Annotated in this window: 15 protein-coding genes; 8 read left to right on the top strand and 7 right to left on the bottom strand. The window is 68.0% G+C overall.

What is annotated here, in order from left to right; translation table 11 throughout:
• Positions 1 to 21: 21 nt before the first annotated feature.
• Positions 22 to 618 (bottom strand): hypothetical protein, encoded by a 597-nt coding sequence (locus KHO22_RS10300; protein WP_211947032.1) that lies wholly within the window; start codon positions 616 to 618, stop codon positions 22 to 24.
• A gap of 130 nt (positions 619 to 748) precedes the next feature.
• On the opposite strand from KHO22_RS10300, the gene KHO22_RS10295 reads away from it, so the two are divergent.
• The 3 genes from KHO22_RS10295 to KHO22_RS10285 all read left to right on the top strand — a co-directional run bounded on the left by KHO22_RS10295 (position 749) and on the right by KHO22_RS10285 (position 4,191).
• Positions 749 to 1,252, top strand: a complete 504-nt coding sequence (locus KHO22_RS10295) for a SoxW family protein (RefSeq protein ID WP_211947031.1) — start codon at positions 749 to 751, stop codon at positions 1,250 to 1,252.
• A 116-nt stretch (positions 1,253 to 1,368) separates the two neighbouring features.
• The gene (locus KHO22_RS10290; protein WP_211947030.1) at positions 1,369 to 1,905 is read left to right on the top strand and encodes a TlpA disulfide reductase family protein; all 537 of its coding nucleotides are present in this window, start codon (positions 1,369 to 1,371) and stop codon (positions 1,903 to 1,905) included.
• Positions 1,906 to 2,073: 168 nt separating this feature from the next.
• Positions 2,074 to 4,191, top strand: coding sequence for an ATP-dependent helicase (locus tag KHO22_RS10285; RefSeq protein WP_211947029.1), 2,118 nt, complete (start codon positions 2,074 to 2,076; stop codon positions 4,189 to 4,191).
• Between the two features lie 21 nt (positions 4,192 to 4,212).
• On the opposite strand, the gene KHO22_RS10280 is transcribed toward KHO22_RS10285, so the two are convergent.
• From KHO22_RS10280 to KHO22_RS10260, 5 genes are all read right to left on the bottom strand, one after another.
• A complete protein-coding gene (locus KHO22_RS10280) occupies positions 4,213 to 5,409 on the bottom strand; it encodes a class I SAM-dependent rRNA methyltransferase (protein WP_211947028.1) in 1,197 nt (398 codons plus the stop codon).
• Positions 5,410 to 5,617: 208 nt separating this feature from the next.
• Complete coding sequence (locus KHO22_RS10275) at positions 5,618 to 5,923, bottom strand: YbeD family protein (RefSeq protein WP_211947027.1); 306 nt, start codon at positions 5,921 to 5,923, stop codon at positions 5,618 to 5,620.
• A 55-nt stretch (positions 5,924 to 5,978) separates the two neighbouring features.
• Entirely contained in the window at positions 5,979 to 7,178 is a 1,200-nt protein-coding gene (locus KHO22_RS10270) for a D-alanyl-D-alanine carboxypeptidase family protein (RefSeq protein ID WP_211947026.1), read from the bottom strand.
• 82 nt (positions 7,179 to 7,260) lie between these two features.
• Positions 7,261 to 7,902: an alpha/beta hydrolase gene (locus KHO22_RS10265; protein WP_211947025.1), complete on the bottom strand. Its 642-nt coding sequence runs from the start codon at positions 7,900 to 7,902 to the stop codon at positions 7,261 to 7,263.
• A 152-nt stretch (positions 7,903 to 8,054) separates the two neighbouring features.
• Positions 8,055 to 8,375, bottom strand: coding sequence for a (2Fe-2S) ferredoxin domain-containing protein (locus tag KHO22_RS10260; RefSeq protein ID WP_211947024.1), 321 nt, complete (start codon positions 8,373 to 8,375; stop codon positions 8,055 to 8,057).
• Between the two features lie 408 nt (positions 8,376 to 8,783).
• Between KHO22_RS10260 and KHO22_RS10255 the strand changes: the two genes are divergently transcribed.
• The 3 genes from KHO22_RS10255 (at position 8,784) to KHO22_RS10245 (ending at position 13,475) form a co-directional block, all read left to right on the top strand.
• Positions 8,784 to 10,079, top strand: a complete 1,296-nt coding sequence (locus KHO22_RS10255) for a dicarboxylate/amino acid:cation symporter (RefSeq protein WP_211947023.1) — start codon at positions 8,784 to 8,786, stop codon at positions 10,077 to 10,079.
• An 82-nt stretch (positions 10,080 to 10,161) separates the two neighbouring features.
• Complete coding sequence (locus tag KHO22_RS10250) at positions 10,162 to 12,141, top strand: sensor histidine kinase (RefSeq protein ID WP_211947022.1); 1,980 nt, start codon at positions 10,162 to 10,164, stop codon at positions 12,139 to 12,141.
• Positions 12,142 to 12,149: 8 nt separating this feature from the next.
• Positions 12,150 to 13,475 carry a sigma-54-dependent transcriptional regulator gene (locus tag KHO22_RS10245; RefSeq protein WP_211947021.1) on the top strand — a complete coding sequence of 442 codons (1,326 nt, stop codon included), beginning with the start codon at positions 12,150 to 12,152 and terminating at the stop codon, positions 13,473 to 13,475.
• A gap of 241 nt (positions 13,476 to 13,716) precedes the next feature.
• Here the strand turns inward: KHO22_RS10245 and KHO22_RS10240 are convergent, their stop codons facing one another.
• Entirely contained in the window at positions 13,717 to 14,715 is a 999-nt protein-coding gene (locus tag KHO22_RS10240; RefSeq protein WP_211947020.1) for a Bug family tripartite tricarboxylate transporter substrate binding protein, read from the bottom strand.
• 224 nt (positions 14,716 to 14,939) lie between these two features.
• Here KHO22_RS10240 and KHO22_RS10235 point away from each other — a divergent pair, with 224 nt between their 5' ends.
• Both KHO22_RS10235 and KHO22_RS10230 read left to right on the top strand, forming a co-directional pair.
• On the top strand, positions 14,940 to 15,917 hold the full coding sequence (locus KHO22_RS10235; protein WP_211947019.1) for an NAD(P)H-dependent flavin oxidoreductase: 978 nt from the start codon (positions 14,940 to 14,942) through the stop codon (positions 15,915 to 15,917).
• 33 nt (positions 15,918 to 15,950) lie between these two features.
• Positions 15,951 to 16,388, top strand: a complete 438-nt coding sequence (locus KHO22_RS10230; protein ID WP_420839587.1) for a YbaN family protein — start codon at positions 15,951 to 15,953, stop codon at positions 16,386 to 16,388.
• The last annotated feature ends 1 nt before the right edge of the window (position 16,389 follow it).

Raw genomic sequence — 16,389 nt, 5'->3', positions numbered from 1 at the left:
GACAAAACCATCGGGGGCGGATCAATATGGATGGAACCCGCCCAGGAACTGCTCCACCTGCTCCGCGTGGCGCTGGTCGCGCGCACCATCGCCCGACTCCAGCACCACGGCCTGGTAGGCGCGCGTGCCGACGGCCACGAGCCGCGCGGTCAGGCGGCGCGGCAACTGATCCTGCGGCGACACCCCGCTCGCCTCGACCTCGATGCCATCGAGCGGCCGCGCCGGCTGGTCGGCGGACTGGATCGTCACCGCGCGCGTGCGCGCGGGCTCGCCGGCATGCACGCCAAGGTTGGCCAGCAGGCCGGACTGCATGGCGGCCAGCGCCTCGCGGCGCAGCGCGGCATCGTCGGCCGGCAATGTGACCACGCCGACCGCGAACAACATGTCGTCGACGCGCGCCGCCTCCATGGTCATCGGCAGCTTGTGCCCGGCAATCGCGACGTCGCGCGCGGCGCTCGTGGGCTTGCCCGGGTAGAGCGCGGCATAGCCGCCCTCGCCCGACTGGATCGTGCGCCAGTCATAGCGCGGCGAACACGCGCCGAGCCAGGCCACGGCGAGCATGGCCGGCAGCACCACGCTGAGCCGGGAGAACCACTGACAGACCTGAGCAAGGGGCATCGGGGACGTGGCCGTACGGTGCGGCGCTTATTGTCTGGGCCGGGGACGACGGCGGGCAGGCGCCTCGCCGCCGGGCGGAAACCGGTATTATCCGGGAAGCCGCCGGCCCGTGCTTGCTGCGCTTCACACCATGCCCCCGCTCATCCCGACCCGTCGCCCCTCCGTTCGTCTTGCGGCAGCCGCACTGCTGGCATTGGCCACGCTCGCCGGCCGCGCCGGCGCGGGTACGCCACACCTGCCGCACCTGCCGCGTGCAACCGACCTGGCCGCCCACGCCGCCGACGCGGCGCGCCGCGGAGAGCCGCTCGTGGTGCTGGTTTCGCTGCCCGATTGCGGCTACTGCGACACCGTGCGCAAGAGCTATCTCGGCCCGCAGGCAGCGGCCGGCGAGATAGCGGTGCGCGAAGTCGACATGACCGCCGACACGCCGCTGCGCGACACCGACGGCACCATGACCACCGCGCGCGCGTGGGCGCGGGCCCACCAGGTACGCGTGGCCCCGACCGTGCTGTTCCTCGATCGCGACGGGCGGCAGGCCGCCGGCCCGTTGCGCGGCCTCCAGCCCGATTTCTACGGCGCCTATCTTGAACAGGCGCTGGGCCAGGCACGTGCTGCCGTCGCCACTGCACGCTGAGCACGCCGGCTGCGGCGGATTGACGCAGGCGAAGCATTACGGCATCGCGCCGCGCCCGGGTTTAGAATGCGCTGTTGCCAGTTGAACGGGCCCGGCCCATGCCGGACCGCATTGCCATGACAAACGCCGCCTCCGCCACCTCCAAACCCCGCAAGCTGTGGCCCATCGCCGTGGTCGTCGTCGTACTCGCCGCGCTGGGCTGGTTCGGCTACCGCGCGCTGTCGCCTTCGAGCCAGGTACCCGCCGCCACCTTCACGCTGCTCTCGGGCGAGAAGGTCAGTACGGGCGACCTCAAGGGCAAGGTCTACCTGATCAACTTCTGGGCCACGAGCTGCGCCACCTGCGTCAAGGAAATGCCGGACATGGTCCGCACCTACGAGCAGTTCAAGGGCAAGGGCCTGGAATTTGTGGCCGTGGCCATGAACTACGATCCGCCGATGTACGTGATGAACTACGCCAAGACACGCGGGCTGCCGTTCAAGGTCGCGATGGACTCGGACGGTGCCGCCGCCAAGGCCTTCGGCAATGTGCAGCTGACGCCGACCACCTTCGTCGTCGACAAGGACGGCCGCATCCTGAAGCGCTATGTCGGCGAGCCCGAATGGGACGCCCTGCACAAGCTGCTCGACGGCGCGCTGGGCCAGGCGGCCTGACGAATTCCCGGCAACGGCTGCGAAAAGGTGCTCATCGAGCACCTTTTTTGTTGGACCGGTGCCGCGCGCGCTTCGACCGGCTTGCGCCCATGGCCTGTATGGATATACAGTTTGCGCCAGTCTTCCTGCCCGCCATCGACGGCGGCCACACACCCGAACCGCCCGCCCGTGTCACTGGATCTTGCCCCCCTTGCGGAATCGCCTTCCGCCCTTGCCGAACCAGCCTCGCCGGACGATGACGTCCCCGCCTACCTGGCACGGCTCAATCCGGAGCAGCGCACGGCGGTCGAGCATCACAGCGACGGACCGCTGCTGATCATCGCGGGCGCGGGCTCCGGCAAGACCAATACGCTCGCGCATCGTGTCGCGCACCTGGTGCTCAATGGCACCGATCCGCGCCGCATCCTGCTGTTGACCTTTTCACGCCGCGCGGCGGCGGAGATGGGGCGGCGCGTGGAGCGCATCGTCGACCAGGCGCTCGGCACCAGTACCGGCGCCGGCCGGGCCGCGCTGCAGTGGTCCGGCACCTTCCACGCGATCGGCGCGCGCCTGCTGCGCGAATATGCGGAAACGCTGGGACTGTCACCGGCCTTCACCATCTGCGACCGCGGCGACGCGGCCGACCTGATGCACGTGGTGCGGCACGACCTGGGGTTGTCCGAGCAGGCCAGCCGCTTCCCGAAGAAGGAAACCTGCCTGTCGATCTATTCGCGCGTGGTCAACACGCAGGCGCCGCTCGAAGACGTGCTCAAGCTCTGGTTCCCGCGCTACACCATGTGGGTCGATGCGCTGCGCGCGCTGTTCGCGGGCTATGTGGAGGCCAAGCAGAAACAGCAGGTGCTCGACTACGACGACCTGCTGCTGTACTGGGCGCAGGCCTTGACCGAACCCGCCATCGCGCAGGACATGGGCGCGCGCTTCGACCATGTGCTGGTCGACGAATACCAGGATACCAACGCGCTGCAGGCGTCGATCCTGCTGGCGCTGCGGCCCGACGGTTGCGGCCTCACGGTGGTTGGCGACGACGCGCAGTCGATCTATGCGTTCCGCGGCGCCACCGTGCGCAATATCCTCGATTTCCCCGCGCAGTTCACGCCGCCCGCGCAGCAGGTCACGCTGTCGCAGAACTACCGTTCGACGCAGCCGATCCTGCAGGCCGCCAACGCGGTGATCGGGCTCGCCGCCGAGCGCTACACGAAGGATCTGTGGTCCGAGCGCGCGTCGGCCGAGAAGCCGGGCGTGGTCGTCGTCAACGATGAGGCCGACCAGGCCCGCTACGTGGTCGAGCGCGTGCTCGAGCGGCGCGAGGCGGGCCTGGCGCTGATGGCGCAGGCGGTGCTGTTCCGCGCTGCCGACCACAGCGCCCAGCTCGAGATCGAACTGGCCCGGCGCAATATCCCGTTCGTGAAGTTCGGCGGCCTCAAGTTCCTCGAATCCACGCACGTGAAGGACGCGATGGCCGTGGTGCGCTGGCTCCAGAATCCGCTCGACCGCATCGCGGGTTTCCGCACGCTGCAGCTGCTGCCCGGCATCGGGCCCAAGACCGCCGCGCGCGTGCTCGACGCGCTCGCGGTCGCCACCGAGCCGCTGTTCGCGCTGGAATCATTCGAGGCGCCGCCAGCCGCCGCACCGGCCTGGGCCGACCTGCTGGCGCTGGCCCGCACGCTGCTCGGGCCGGCGTCGCCGTGGCCGTCGGAGTTCGAGCAGGTCATCGCCTGGTACCAGCCGCACCTGGAGCGCATCCACGACGATGCCGCCGCGCGCATGGCCGACCTGCAGCAGCTCGAACGCATTGCCGCGACCTATGCCTCGCGCGAGCGCTTCCTGACGGAACTGACGCTGGACCCGCCCAGTGCGTCAAGCGATGAATCGGGCGTGCCGCTGCGCGATGAGGATTTCCTGATCCTGTCGACGATCCACTCGGCCAAGGGCCAGGAATGGAAGGCGGTGTACGTGCTCAATGCCGTGGACGGCTGCATGCCGTCCGACCTGGCGACGGGCACCACGGAAGAGATCGAAGAGGAAAGGCGGCTGCTGTATGTGGCCATGACGCGCGCCAGGGACCATCTGGACGTCGTAGTGCCGCAGCGCTTCTATGTGCACCAGCAGCCGGGGTTCGGCGATCGCCACGTGTATGCGTCGCGCACGCGTTTCCTGCCGAACCGGGTGATGCCGAATTTCTACAGCCGGTCCTGGCCGCCTCCGCCGATGCCGGGAGCGTCGCCTTCGAAGGCGACGCTGGCGCCGGTGGATCTGGCCAGCCGCATGCGCAATATGTGGCGCTGAACGCGGCCGGCCCGGCCGTCTTCAGGCCACCTTCTCCAGCAGCAAGCCCTTCAGATACTCCCCTTCCGGGAACGCCGACAGCATCGGATGGTCCGTACCCGCCGACAGCCGGCGCAGGATGCGCGCATCGGCGCGCGCGTCCGTCACCGCGCCGGCCACGATCTTCTGGAACAGCTCCATGCTGATCGCGCCCGAGCACGAGTACGTGAACAGCAGCCCGCCCGGACGCAGCAGTTGCGTGCCGACGAGGTTGATTTCCTTGTAGGCGCGCGCGGCGCGGTCGATGTGTTGGGCCGACGGCGCGAACTTGGGCGGGTCGAGCACGATCAGGTCGAACTGGCGCCCTTCCGCGCGGAACTCGCGCAGCGTCTTGAACACGTCGGCGTCGAGCCAGGTCGCACGGTTCTCGTCGAAGCCATTGAGCGCGACATTGCCCGCGGCGATCTTCAGCGCCTCGCCCGAGGAATCGATCGACGTCACCGAGGTGGCACCGCCACGCAGCGCCGCCAGCGAAAAACCACCGGTGTAGCAGAAGCAGTTCAGCACCTCGCGCCCGGCGGCAAGGTCGCCGACCAGCTTGCGGTTGTCGCGCTGGTCGACATAGAAGCCGGTCTTGTGGCCGTTGCGCACGTCCACGTAGTAGCGCACGCCATGCTCGGTCACCGACAGCGCCGGATCGGGCTCGGCGCCGGCCAGCACGCCGGTCACCAGCTCCAGCCCCTCGCGCTGGCGCACGGCGGCGTCGGAGCGTTCGTACACGTTCGGGCAGCCGGTTTCCCTGACCAGCGCCTGCACGATGGCGGTCTTCCAGTGCTCCACGCCGGCGGAATTGAACTGGCACACCAGCTGGCCATCGGCGCCGTTGCCGTAGTAGTCGACGATCAGGCCCGGCAGGCGGTCCGATTCGCCGAAGATCAGGCGTACCGCATCGCTGTCCTTCACCCATTGCCGGCGATAGGCGATCGCCGCTGCCACGCGGCGCTTGAACAGCGCGTGGTCGACCGGCTCGTTCTCGTCGAAGGTCCACGCGCGCGCGCGGATCTGCGATTCCGGGCTGTAGGCGGCCTTGGCCAGGAAACGGCCGTCGGCGGCGCGCACGATGACGGTCGCGCCCGGCTCGCAGCGGCCTTCAGTGGTGGCGATCCCGGTGGCGTAGATCCACGGGTGGCGGCGCAGCAGGGACTTTTCCTTGCCAGGCTTGAGGGTGATGGTGTTCATGTCGGTATGGGGAAAACTTGCCGAAGCCGCGGCGTTCGTACGCTGCGGCGCGGCTCCCTTCTCCCGTTGGCAGGAGAGGGGTTGGGGTGAGGGCCGGAGTGTCAACGAAGTGACAGGCGTCTGTATGTCCCCGCCTGCCCTCTCCCCCGGCCTCTCTCCCGCCAGCGGGAGAGAGGAGAAAACAAATCGACTTCGGAAGCGCGATGCCTTACAGCACCACCTTCACCATCGGATGCGCCGTCAGCGCGCGGTAGAGATCGTCGAGCTGCTCGCGGCTGGTGACCCGCACCGTGACGGTCAGGCCAAGGTAGTTGCCCTTGCTCGACGGACGCATCTCCATCTTGCCGGCGTGGAAGCCAGGGTCGAACTCCTGCACCAGCGTCACGATGGCTTCGGCAAAGCCGTCCTGCATCGCGCCCATCACCTTGATGGGGAAATCACTGGGGTACTCGATCAGCGACTGCTCGGGCGGGATGTCGCCCGGCTTGCCGCCGCCATGGTTGTCGGCTGTCATTTCGGTTTCTCCGGCAGCCCGGCGCACGCATGGCGTGCCGGGCCGCTCCATCACATCACTTGCGCTTGAACCACAGGCGGATGGTGTCCCACAGGCGGCCGAAGAAGCCGGCCTCGGGCACTTCTTCCAGCGCCACGACCGGGAACTCCGCCACCTTGCTGGTGCCGTCCATCAGCTTCACCGTGCCCACCTGCTGGCCCGCAGCGATCGGGGCGATCAGCAGTTCCTGGCGCTCGAGCACAGGCTTCAGGCGACCGCCCGTGCCCTTGGGCACGGTGACGAAGGTCTCGTTCTGCACGCCGATCTTGACCGTGCTGTTCTTGCCCTTGTAGATATCGGGCGTGGCCAGCACCTGGCCCTTGTCATACAGGCGCAGCGTGTCGAAGAACTGGAAGCCGTAGTTGAGGATCTTCAGGCTTTCCTGCGTGCGCACCTGCTCGGTGGTGGTGCCGATCACGATCGACACCAGGCGGCGCGAGCCGTTCGGCACATTGGCCAGCGGACGCTTGGCCGACGAGATCAGGCAATAGCCGGCCGACTTGGTGTGGCCGGTCTTGACACCGTCCACGGTCGGGTCGATGTAGAGCAGGCGGTTGCGGTTGGGCTGCTTGATCTTGTTATAGGTGAACTCCTTCTGCGAGTACATGCCGTAGTACTCGGGGAAGTCCTGGATCAGGCGCGTGGTCAGCGTCGCCAGATCCACTGCCGTGGTGTAGTGGTTCGGGTCGGGAATGCCGTCGGTGTTGGTGAAGTGGCTGTTCTTCATGCCCATGCGCTGGGCTTCGCGGTTCATCATCGCGACGAAGCCCTCTTCCGAGCCGCCCACGGCTTCGGCCAGCGCCAGCGCGGCGTCGTTGCCCGACTGCACGATCAGGCCCAGCAGCAGGTCCTGCACGGTGACCGGCTTGTTGGGCTCGATGAACATGCGTGATTCATCGCTTTTGACCTTCAGCACCAGCGTGGTCGGCACCACGGCCTGGTCCAGCGTCAGGCGCTTTTCCTTGAGCGCCTCGAACGCCAGGTAGGCGGTCATCAGCTTGGTCAGCGACGCCGGCTCGATACGCAGGTCCGCGTTCTGCGACGCCAGGGCCTGGCCGCTGGTCACGTCGTACAGCATCCAGGATTTGGCCGCCACCTGCGGCATCGGCACGCCCTGGGCCAGGACGGCAGCGGGCGCGGCCGCGAGCGTGGCTGCCGCGACGATGGCGGCGGGGGCAAAGACGGACGCAAGGCGCGGCGTGGCTCTGTTCAGCATGTTTCAGTTTCCGACAAGATAAGTTTCGCGAAGAACGGTTGCGGGTGCCGGCATGGCACCCCGGACGGCGTGCCGTCCGGCCTCACCGGTCCCACGCATTGACGACGAGCTGCTTGATCAGGTGCAGCTTGCGATGAAAGAAATGATCGGCGCCGGGGATGACAATGACCGGCAGCTCCTGCGGGCGGGCCCAGTCGAACACGCTCTGCAGCGGCACGGTTTCGTCCTGCTCGCCATGGATGACGATGGTATCGGCCGGCACGTCGGCCACCTGCCAGCGGCTCGCGGCGGTCCCGACCAGCGCCAGGCGCTGTGCGGGCGTGCCGGCATCGGCCAGGCGCTTTGCGACGTGCGTGGTCACGAAGCTGCCGAACGAGAAGCCGCCCAAGGCCAGCGGCAGCGTGGCGGCATCGGGCGACCACGCGGTCTGTTCGCGCATCCACGCGATTACGGCCAGCAGGTCGTCCTGCTCGCCCACGCCGTTGTCATGCACGCCGGCGCTGTCGCCCACGCCACGGAAGTTCGGGCGCACCGTGGCGTAGCCAAGCTGCACGAAGCAGCGCGCCAGGGTCTGCGCCACCTTGTTGTCCTTGGTGCCGCCGAACAGCGGGTGCGGGTGCGCCACCAGCGCCAGGCCGCGCGGCGCCGCTTGCGGCAGGTCGACCGAGAGGTCGATCGCGCCGGCCGGGCCGGCAATGGTCAGTACCTGGGTATGCGCGTTCATGATGGCAATGGACGATGCAACTGGGGGCAATGGAAACGCTGCCGCTGCGCTCGGGCTGAAGCGGCACTGCTACGGGAAATACCGGAAAACCTCGGGGACATCCTTGATGCCGGAGCTGCCGCCCACTGCGGCCGCACTGGCAGGTGCCACCGTCAGTGGTCCACCATCAGCCGCGCCACCGGCTTGCCGTGCAGCAGATGGCTGTCGATGATCTCGTCGATATCGTGCTCGTCGACGTAGGTGTACCAGACGGCCTCGGGGTAGACCACCAGCACCGGACCGAGTTCACACCGGTTCAGGCAGCCGGCCTTGTTGATGCGCACGCGGCCTTCCCCGCCGGCGATGCCCAGCTCCTTGCAACGCTTCTTGGCGTATTCCTGCATGGCCCTGGCGTTGTGCTGGGCGCAGCAGTTCTCGCCGTCCTCGCGCTGGTTGAGGCAGAAAAAAACGTGGTGCTGGTAGTAGCTGCTCATGCGTGCTGGGGAAAAGGCGTGCCGCACCGGCCCGGGGTTGCGACGCGTCCGGCGGCATTGGTGGAAGCTCGGAATTATACGGTGTGTCGGGGGCAGGACTAAGGCAATCCGGACCCCGACCGGCATCGCCGGCACGCACCGCGCCCAAACCGGCCCACCGATGTGCCATATCGGGCACCCCAGGCGGCTCCGCCGTTCCGAATCCCCGGAGCCGGCGATTCCGGAATTCCGGAAATCCGGAGTGCCGGACCCTGCCCGCGCTAGCCTGCCCCCTTTCAAATCAATGGGTTAACGAAAGTCCACACGCTGGCACATCGATTGCAATCCCTTGGTCCCAGACGCGCCGCATCCGCGACGGCGTGCGCCCGCCGCGCCGGTGGGTATGGCCAAGAAACCGAGGACGACATCATGAAGAAACCCTTCTACAAGATCCTGTACGTGCAGGTGCTGTTCGCCATCTTTGTCGGCATCCTGCTGGGCCATTTCTGGCCCGAGACGGGCGTGGCCATGAAGCCCCTGGGCGATGGCTTCATCAAGCTGATCAAGATGATCATCGGGCCGATCATCTTCTGTACCGTGGTGACCGGCATTGCCGGCATGAGCGACATGAAGAAGGTCGGCCGCGTCGGCGGCAAGGCGCTGCTGTACTTCGAGATCGTCTCCACCTTCGCGCTGCTGATCGGGCTGGGTGCCGCGCACCTGCTCAAGCCGGGCGTGGGCTTCAACATCGACCCGGCCACGCTCGATGCCAAGGCGATCGAGCAGTACGTGTCCAAGGCGCACGGCCAGAGCACGGTCGAGTTCCTGATGCACATCATCCCGGACACGATCATCAGCGCCTTCGCCAACGGCGACATCCTGCAGATCCTGCTGGTTTCGATGTTCTTCGGCGCGGCCCTGGCGGCCATCGGCGAGCGCGCGCGCATCGTCGTGCAGCTGATCGAACAGGTGTCGAAGGTGTTCTTCCACATCGTGCATGTCATCACCAAGGTGGCACCGCTGGGCGCGTTCGGCGCGATGGCCTTCACCATCGGCAAGTACGGCCTGGGCTCGCTGGTGCCGCTGCTCAAGCTGATCGGCACGTTCTACTTCACGGCCATCATCTTCGTGGTGTTCGTGCTCGGCACGATCGCGCGCCTGACCGGCTTCAACATCCTGCGCTTTATCGCGTACATCAAGGAAGAGCTGCTGATCGTGCTGGGCACGAGCTCCTCCGAGGCCGCGCTGCCGCACCTGATGGAAAAGCTGGAGAAGCTGGGCTGCTCCAAGTCCGTGGTGGGCCTGGTCGTTCCGACCGGGTACTCGTTCAACCTGGACGGCACCAACATCTACATGACCATGGCGGTGATCTTCATCGCGCAGGCCACCGGCATCGAGCTGACGCTGATGCAGCAGCTCACCATCCTGGCGGTGGCCATGCTCACGTCCAAGGGCGCCAGCGGCGTGACCGGCGCGGGCTTCATCACGCTGGCCGCCACGCTGGCGGTGGTGCCGACCATCCCGGTGGCCGGCATGGTGCTGATCCTCGGCATCGACCGCTTCATGAGCGAGTGCCGCGCGCTGACCAACATCATCGGCAACGGCGTGGCCACCGTGGTGGTCTCGGCCTGGGAACGCGAACTCGACCGGGTCAAGCTCCGCCAGGCGCTGCAGCAGAGCACTGACGATGACGAAAAGCTCGCCGACGCCGGACAGAACGTCTGACGCCGCGCGCGGGGCTGGCCGGCGCGGTGGGCCGGCCGCCCCGCAGCGAGTATCATCGGCGCGACAGCCTCCGCGCGCGCCGATGCCCCATTCCGACGACTTCCTCGCCGTACATGACCCCGCCGCCGTCCAGGCGGCGCACGAGCCCGGCAGCGAGAACCGCCGCTGGTGGGGCTTTGCCGTAGCGCTGGCGGCCGGGCTGGTGCTGCTGTGCGCGCTGACCTGGCTGGTATCGGTGCAGCGTGGCCTGGCGGCCCTGCAGGAATCCACCGCCACGCGCGCCGACCGCTACGCCGCCACGCTCGAAAGCACGCTCGACCGCTACGAATTCCTGCCCGCGCTGGTATCGCTGCACCCGTTCGTGCGCGGCCTGCTGCAGGCCCCTGGCGACCCGGCCCGCGTGGCCGCGGCCAACCACTACCTGGCCGAGGTCAACCGGCGCTCGCACGCGTCGGCCACCTACGTGATCGCCACCAATGGCATCGCGCTTGCCGCCAGCAACGCCGGCGAGCCCGGCAGCTTCGTCGGCACCGACTACCGCTTCCGCCCCTATTTCCAGATTGCCGCACGCGGCGAGATGGGGCGCTTCTACGCCATCGGCATCACCAGCGACGAACCCGGGTACTACATCGCCCAGCCCGTCGAGTCGGGCGGCAAGGTGATCGGCGTGACGGTGGTCAAGCTCAACCTGGAGTGGTTCCAGCGCGCCGGCGGCGGCAGCGCCGAGCCGCTCATGGTCAGCGACGACCACGGGGTGATCTTCCTGTCTTCCGTGCCGGGCTGGCAGTACCGCACGCTGGGCCCGCTGCCGCCCGAACTGCACGACGAACTCGGCAAGACCCGCCAGTACCACGACCGCGACGTGACACCGCTGCCGCTGGAGCCGCTGACCTCGCCGGTGACCGAGTGGCTGGCCGCCACCGCGCTGGACCCCGGCGCGCGCCTGGTGCGCGTGCGCGCCAACGGCACCAACCGCGACGGCAGCGAGCGTGCCGACCGCTACCTCGAACTCGGCCGCAAGGTGGGCCCGGCGGACTGGACCATGCAGGTGATGGCGCCGCTCGACCCCGTGCTGGCCAACGCGCGCAACGCCACCGTGGCCGCGGCGCTGGCCTATGCCTGCATCTGCCTGCTGCTGGTCAACTGGCGCCAGCGCCGCCAGCGCGCGCGCGACATGCTGTACAGCCGCCGCCTGCTGGAGGCCGCCTATGACGAGCTGGAGCGGCGCGTGGAAGCGCGCACGGCCGACCTGATGGCCATCAACGAAAAGCTGGAGGAAGAAGTCGCCGAGCGCACCCGCGCCGAGAGCGAGCTGCGCGCGGCCCAGGACGAACTCGTGCAGGCCAGCAAGCTGGCCGCGCTCGGACAGATGGCCGCCGGCATCACGCATGAGCTGAACCAGCCGCTGGCGGCGCTGCGCACGTTCTCGGACAACACGCGCGTGCTGCTCGAGCGCGGCCAGCTCGGCGCGGCCGAAGGCAACCTGTCGGCCATTGCCGACCTGACCGAACGCATGGGCAAGATCACCGGCCAGCTCAAGCTGTTTGCCGGCAAGGCGCGGCCGCCGCGCCGCTCGGTGCAGGTCCGCGCCGCGATCGAACACGTGCTCGCATTGCTGGCCCCGCGGCTGTCCGGCGTGGCATTGCATGTGGATGGCCTGGACGCGCTGCCCGGCATCGCCGTGCGCGCCGACGAACTCAAGCTCGAGCAGGTGCTGGTCAACCTGGTCGGCAACGCGCTCGACGCCATCGCCAGCGCCGCGCCCGCGCAGGGCCGCATCGACCTGTCCGTGCGCGCCGAGGCAGGCACCGTGACGATCCAGGTGCGTGACAATGGCACCGGCATCCCGCCGGAAGACCTGCCGCGCCTGTTCGAGCCCTTCTTCACGACCAAGGAAACCGGACAGGGACTGGGCCTCGGCCTGGCCATCACGTCGTCGATCGTGCGCGAGTTCGGCGGACAACTGAGCGCCGCCAATGCCGATGGCGGCGGCGCGGTATTCACCATCGTGCTGGCGCGCGCCCCGGCGGAAGCCGGTGCGCCGGCCAGCCAGACACATTGAGGCATCCGATGCAAGACGGTTTGCGCGTCCTTTTCGTCGAAGACGAACCGCTGGTGCGCCAGGCCACCGCGCAAAGCCTGGAGCTGGCCGGCTTCTCCGTGCTGGCGCTGCCCTCGGCCGAAGCCGCCCTGCCCCACCTGGGCGCCGGTTTCCCCGGCGTGCTGGTCACCGACGTGCGTCTGCCCGGCGCCAGCGGGCTGGACCTGCTCCAGCATTGCCGCAACGCCGCGCCCGGCGTGCCGGTGATCCTGGTGACCGGCCACGGCGATATCACCATGGCCGTGCAGGCCATGCGCGAAGGCGCCTATGACTTCATCGAGAAGCCCTTCGGCGCCGACCGCCTGACCGACACCGTGCGGCGCGCCATCGAACGGCGCGGCCTCGAACTGGAGAACCAGGCGCTGCGGCGCGAACTGGCGGGCCCGGCGGCGGGCACACGCATCATCGGCCGCTCGCATGCGATCGATCAGGTGCGTGCGCTGGTGGCCAACGTCGCGGCGACCGACGTGCCGGTCATGATCAACGGCGAGACCGGCACCGGCAAGGAACTGGTGGCGCGCAGCCTGCATGCGCTGTCGAACCGCGCCGACGGGCCGTTCATCGCACTCAATTGCGGCGCGGTGCCGGAGTCGATCTTCGAAAGCGAAATGTTCGGCCACGAGGCCGGCGCCTTCACCGGCGCCGGCAAGCGGCGCATCGGCAAGCTCGAGCACGCCTCGGGCGGCACGCTGTTCCTCGACGAGATTGAAAGCATGCCGCTTGCCTTGCAGGTCAAGCTGCTGCGCGTACTGCAGGAAGGGACGCTGGAACGGCTCGGGTCCAATGCATCGGTGAAGATCGACGTGCGCATCGTGGCGGCCGCCAAGGGCGACATGGACGCGCTGGTCGCACAGGGCGTCTTCCGGCAGGATCTCTACTACCGCCTCAACGTCGTCACCATTGCGCTGCCGCCGCTGCGCGAGCGGCGCGAGGACATCGTGCCGCTGTTCGAGCATTTCATGCTGATCGCCGCGGTGCGGTACCAGCGGCCTGCCCCCATCCTGTCCGAGTCGCAACGCCAGGCGCTGGCGCAGCGGCCATGGCCCGGCAACGTGCGCGAACTGCGCAATGCCGCGGACCGGCTGGTACTGGGCGTGCCCGAAGGCGGCCAGGCCGGCGCGGCCGCTGCGGCACCCGACGAGACCGCACCGCTGCGCGAGCGCATGGAGCATTTCGAACGCGCCGTCATCGCCGATGCGCTGGCCCGCACCGGCGGCGCCGTCAGCCAGGCGGCGGACCTGCTGCAGGTGGGGAAGGCAACCTTGTACGACAAGATCAAGCGCTACGGGCTATAGGTTATGGGGCGATCGTCCATAGGCAACCCGCTGCATAGCGTACCTCAGGGTTTTCACCAGGCTGCCATGGCAACGTCACAATCGGCGACTATATTTTGTGTGCGGTTGCGGCATTGGCAGGTGCCCTGACTGCTTGCTTCTTTTATCAGTCTTCGTGGTAATTGATGCCCCGCCTGTGCGGGGCATTTTTTTGGGCTGTTGCTGGCGATGACCGGCTGGTCGTGCCTTGCGGGCGCTGAAGTCAATCCGCCCGGATCCCGTTGTCCTCGATCACCTTCCCCCACTTCCGATACTCGTCCCGCATGCGCGCGGCAAACTGCTCGGGCGGCATGTAGGCCGCCAGCGTCCCGGCGCCTTGCAGCTTCTCCTGCACGGCCGGGTCGGCCAGCACGCGCTTCAGCTCACCACTGAGCTTCGCGACGATATCCGGCGGCGTGCCGGCCGGCGCCACGATGCCCGCCCACGACGTCGCGTCGAACCCCGGGAAGCCCTGTTCCGCGATGGTCTTCACGTCCGGCGCAAAGCTCACGCGCCGCGCCGAGCCCATCGCGACCGGCTGCAGTTTGCCGGCCCTGATATGCGGCAGCGCCGCGATCATGTCCGAGAACATCATCGGCACCTGCCCCGCCAGCACATCCGCCATGGCCGGTGCGCTGCCCTTGTATGGCACGTGCTGCGCATCGAAATGGCCCAGGCTCTTGAGCAGCTCCGTCGAGATATGGCCGAAGCTGCCGTTGCTGGCGCTGGTGTAGTTGTTGGCGCCCGGGTGCGCCCTGGCGTAGGCGATGTACTGGGGCAGCGTGGTCACATCCGGCAAGGCCTTCGGATTGACCACCATGACAATGGGCAGGTCATAGGCCGACGCCACCGGCGCGAAGTCCCTGAACAGGTCATAGCTCTTGCGATGCGTGAGGTGCGGCGCCAGCAGCGTCGGGTTGGTCATGACCAGCAGCGTGTAGCCGTCCGGCGCGCTGCGCGCCACCGCTTCGGCACCGATGGTGCCGGATGCCCCGGGCCGATTGTCGATCACCACCGGCTGGCCCAGCGCCTCGCTCAGCTTCTGGCCGATGATGCGGGACGCGGTATCGGTCGGGCCGCCCGGCGGGTACGGCACCACCAGCCGCACCGGCCGCGCCGGATAGCTCCCGGCGGACTGCGCGCCGGCCAGGCACGGCAGCATCCCGGCAAGGCAGACGGCAACCAATCGGACGGCAAAGGTACGGCGGCTAGCTGCGGGCATGACTGTCTCCATGAGGTTGTCGGGCCGCCGTGCAAAGCGGCAGCCGCTTGCGTGCCTGACGCGATTCTTGCGGCCGGCTCATCCGGCAGGCCTCGTCGGAACCGACGATTCCCCGAAATGGCGTAGATTGAGGGTTCTAGCCTGCGCAATCCGAAAATCCCTATAATCGAACGACCGTTCATTTCAGGGTGCCACCGGCGCCCGCACGTGGTTCAGGAGACTCCATGCCCGCCGCCCGACAGCTGCCCCAGGTGCTGCAAAACCTGGCTCTTCCCGTCATTGCCTCGCCGATGTTCATCGTCAGCTATCCGGAACTGGTACTGGCGCAGTGCAAGGCCGGCATCGTCGGTTCGTTCCCGGCGCTGAACGCGCGTCCGGCGGAGCTGCTCGACGAATGGCTCACGCAGATACAGGCGGAACTGGCCAGCTTCCAGGCGGCCAATCCCGGCAAGCCGGTCGGCCCGATCGCGGTGAACCAGATCGTGCATGCGTCGAACGCTCGGCTCGAACATGACATCAAGGTCTGCGTGGACCACAAGGTGCCGGTCTTCATCACCTCGCTGCGCGCGCCGATGAAGGAAATGATCGATGCCGTGCACAGCTACGGCGGCATCGTGCTGCACGACGTCATCAACCTGCGCCATGCCGAAAAGGCGCTGGAAGCCGGCGTGGACGGCCTGATCCTGGTGGCCGCCGGCGCCGGCGGCCATGCCGGCATGCTGTCGCCGTTCGCGCTGGTCGGCGAGGTCCGCAAGATCTTCGACGGTCCCATCGCGCTGTCGGGCTCGATCGCGACTGGCGATGCCGTGCTGGCCGCGCAGGCCATGGGCGCCGACTTCGCCTACGTGGGCACGCGCTTCATCGCCTCGCAGGAAGCGCATGCGAACGAGTCGTACAAGCAGTCGATCACAGACTCGGCCGCCGCCGACATCATCTACACCAACCTGTTTACCGGCGTGCACGGCAACTACATCCGCGAGAGCATCGTGGGTGCCGGTCTCGACCCCGAGAACCTGCCCGTGGCGGACAAGAGCAAGATGGACTTCTCCAGCGGCAGCTCCAAGGCCAAGGCCTGGAAGGACATCTGGGGCGCCGGCCAGGGCGTGGGCCAGATCCACGATATCCCGCCGGCCGGCGAGATCGTCGCGCGCATGAAGGCCGAGTACGACGCGGCCAAGGCGCGGCTCGGGATCGTGCGCTAAGCGCGCTAAGCCCGCTTGCCGCCATTGACATCCCTGCAGCGCGACACTTCCGAACCTGCCGCCACGGTCGAACTCAGCCGCCGGCAGCGGCTGCTGCGCGCGCTGTGGGTGACACTGGGGGCGACCAGTCTTCTGCTCGGCATCATCGGCATCTTCCTGCCGGTGCTGCCGACCACGCCGTTCGTGCTGCTCGCGGCGGGCTGCTTCGCGCGCGGCTCGGAACGCTTCCACGGCTGGCTGCTCGAGCATCCGCGCTTCGGCCCGCTGGTCAGCGACTGGCAGCGCCATCACAGCATCCCGCTGCGCGCGAAGTGCCTGGCACTCGTGATGATGTGGACGTCGATGGGGGCCACGGCCTGGTTCATGCGCGGCCGGCCGCTGGCGTCTGCCGCGCTGATTGCGTGCGCGGCGGCGGTGAGCATCTGGATGCTGCGCCTGCCCACCCGGGCACCGGGCGGGCACGGCAATTGAT

Origin of the sequence: Cupriavidus yeoncheonensis, assembly GCF_905397275.1 — a bacterium.
Classification (GTDB): domain Bacteria; phylum Pseudomonadota; class Gammaproteobacteria; order Burkholderiales; family Burkholderiaceae; genus Cupriavidus; species Cupriavidus yeoncheonensis.
This window is presented reverse-complemented; position numbering and strand designations above follow the sequence as displayed.

Bases quoted from the DNA above. Each gene is read 5' to 3' on its own strand.
- KHO22_RS10300 (WP_211947032.1), bottom strand. From the start codon at position 618: ATGCCCCTTGCTCAGGTCTGTCAGTGGTTCTCCCGGCTCAGCGTGGTG.
- KHO22_RS10295 (WP_211947031.1), top strand. From the start codon at position 749: ATGCCCCCGCTCATCCCGACCCGTCGCCCCTCCGTTCGTCTTGCGGCA.
- KHO22_RS10290 (WP_211947030.1), top strand. From the start codon at position 1,369: ATGACAAACGCCGCCTCCGCCACCTCCAAACCCCGCAAGCTGTGGCCC.
- KHO22_RS10280 (WP_211947028.1), bottom strand. From the start codon at position 5,409: ATGAACACCATCACCCTCAAGCCTGGCAAGGAAAAGTCCCTGCTGCGC.
- KHO22_RS10275 (WP_211947027.1), bottom strand. From the start codon at position 5,923: ATGACAGCCGACAACCATGGCGGCGGCAAGCCGGGCGACATCCCGCCC.
- KHO22_RS10270 (WP_211947026.1), bottom strand. From the start codon at position 7,178: ATGCTGAACAGAGCCACGCCGCGCCTTGCGTCCGTCTTTGCCCCCGCC.
- KHO22_RS10265 (WP_211947025.1), bottom strand. From the start codon at position 7,902: ATGAACGCGCATACCCAGGTACTGACCATTGCCGGCCCGGCCGGCGCG.
- KHO22_RS10260 (WP_211947024.1), bottom strand. From the start codon at position 8,375: ATGAGCAGCTACTACCAGCACCACGTTTTTTTCTGCCTCAACCAGCGC.
- KHO22_RS10255 (WP_211947023.1), top strand. From the start codon at position 8,784: ATGAAGAAACCCTTCTACAAGATCCTGTACGTGCAGGTGCTGTTCGCC.
- KHO22_RS10250 (WP_211947022.1), top strand. From the start codon at position 10,162: ATGCCCCATTCCGACGACTTCCTCGCCGTACATGACCCCGCCGCCGTC.
- KHO22_RS10245 (WP_211947021.1), top strand. From the start codon at position 12,150: ATGCAAGACGGTTTGCGCGTCCTTTTCGTCGAAGACGAACCGCTGGTG.
- KHO22_RS10240 (WP_211947020.1), bottom strand. From the start codon at position 14,715: ATGCCCGCAGCTAGCCGCCGTACCTTTGCCGTCCGATTGGTTGCCGTC.
- KHO22_RS10235 (WP_211947019.1), top strand. From the start codon at position 14,940: ATGCCCGCCGCCCGACAGCTGCCCCAGGTGCTGCAAAACCTGGCTCTT.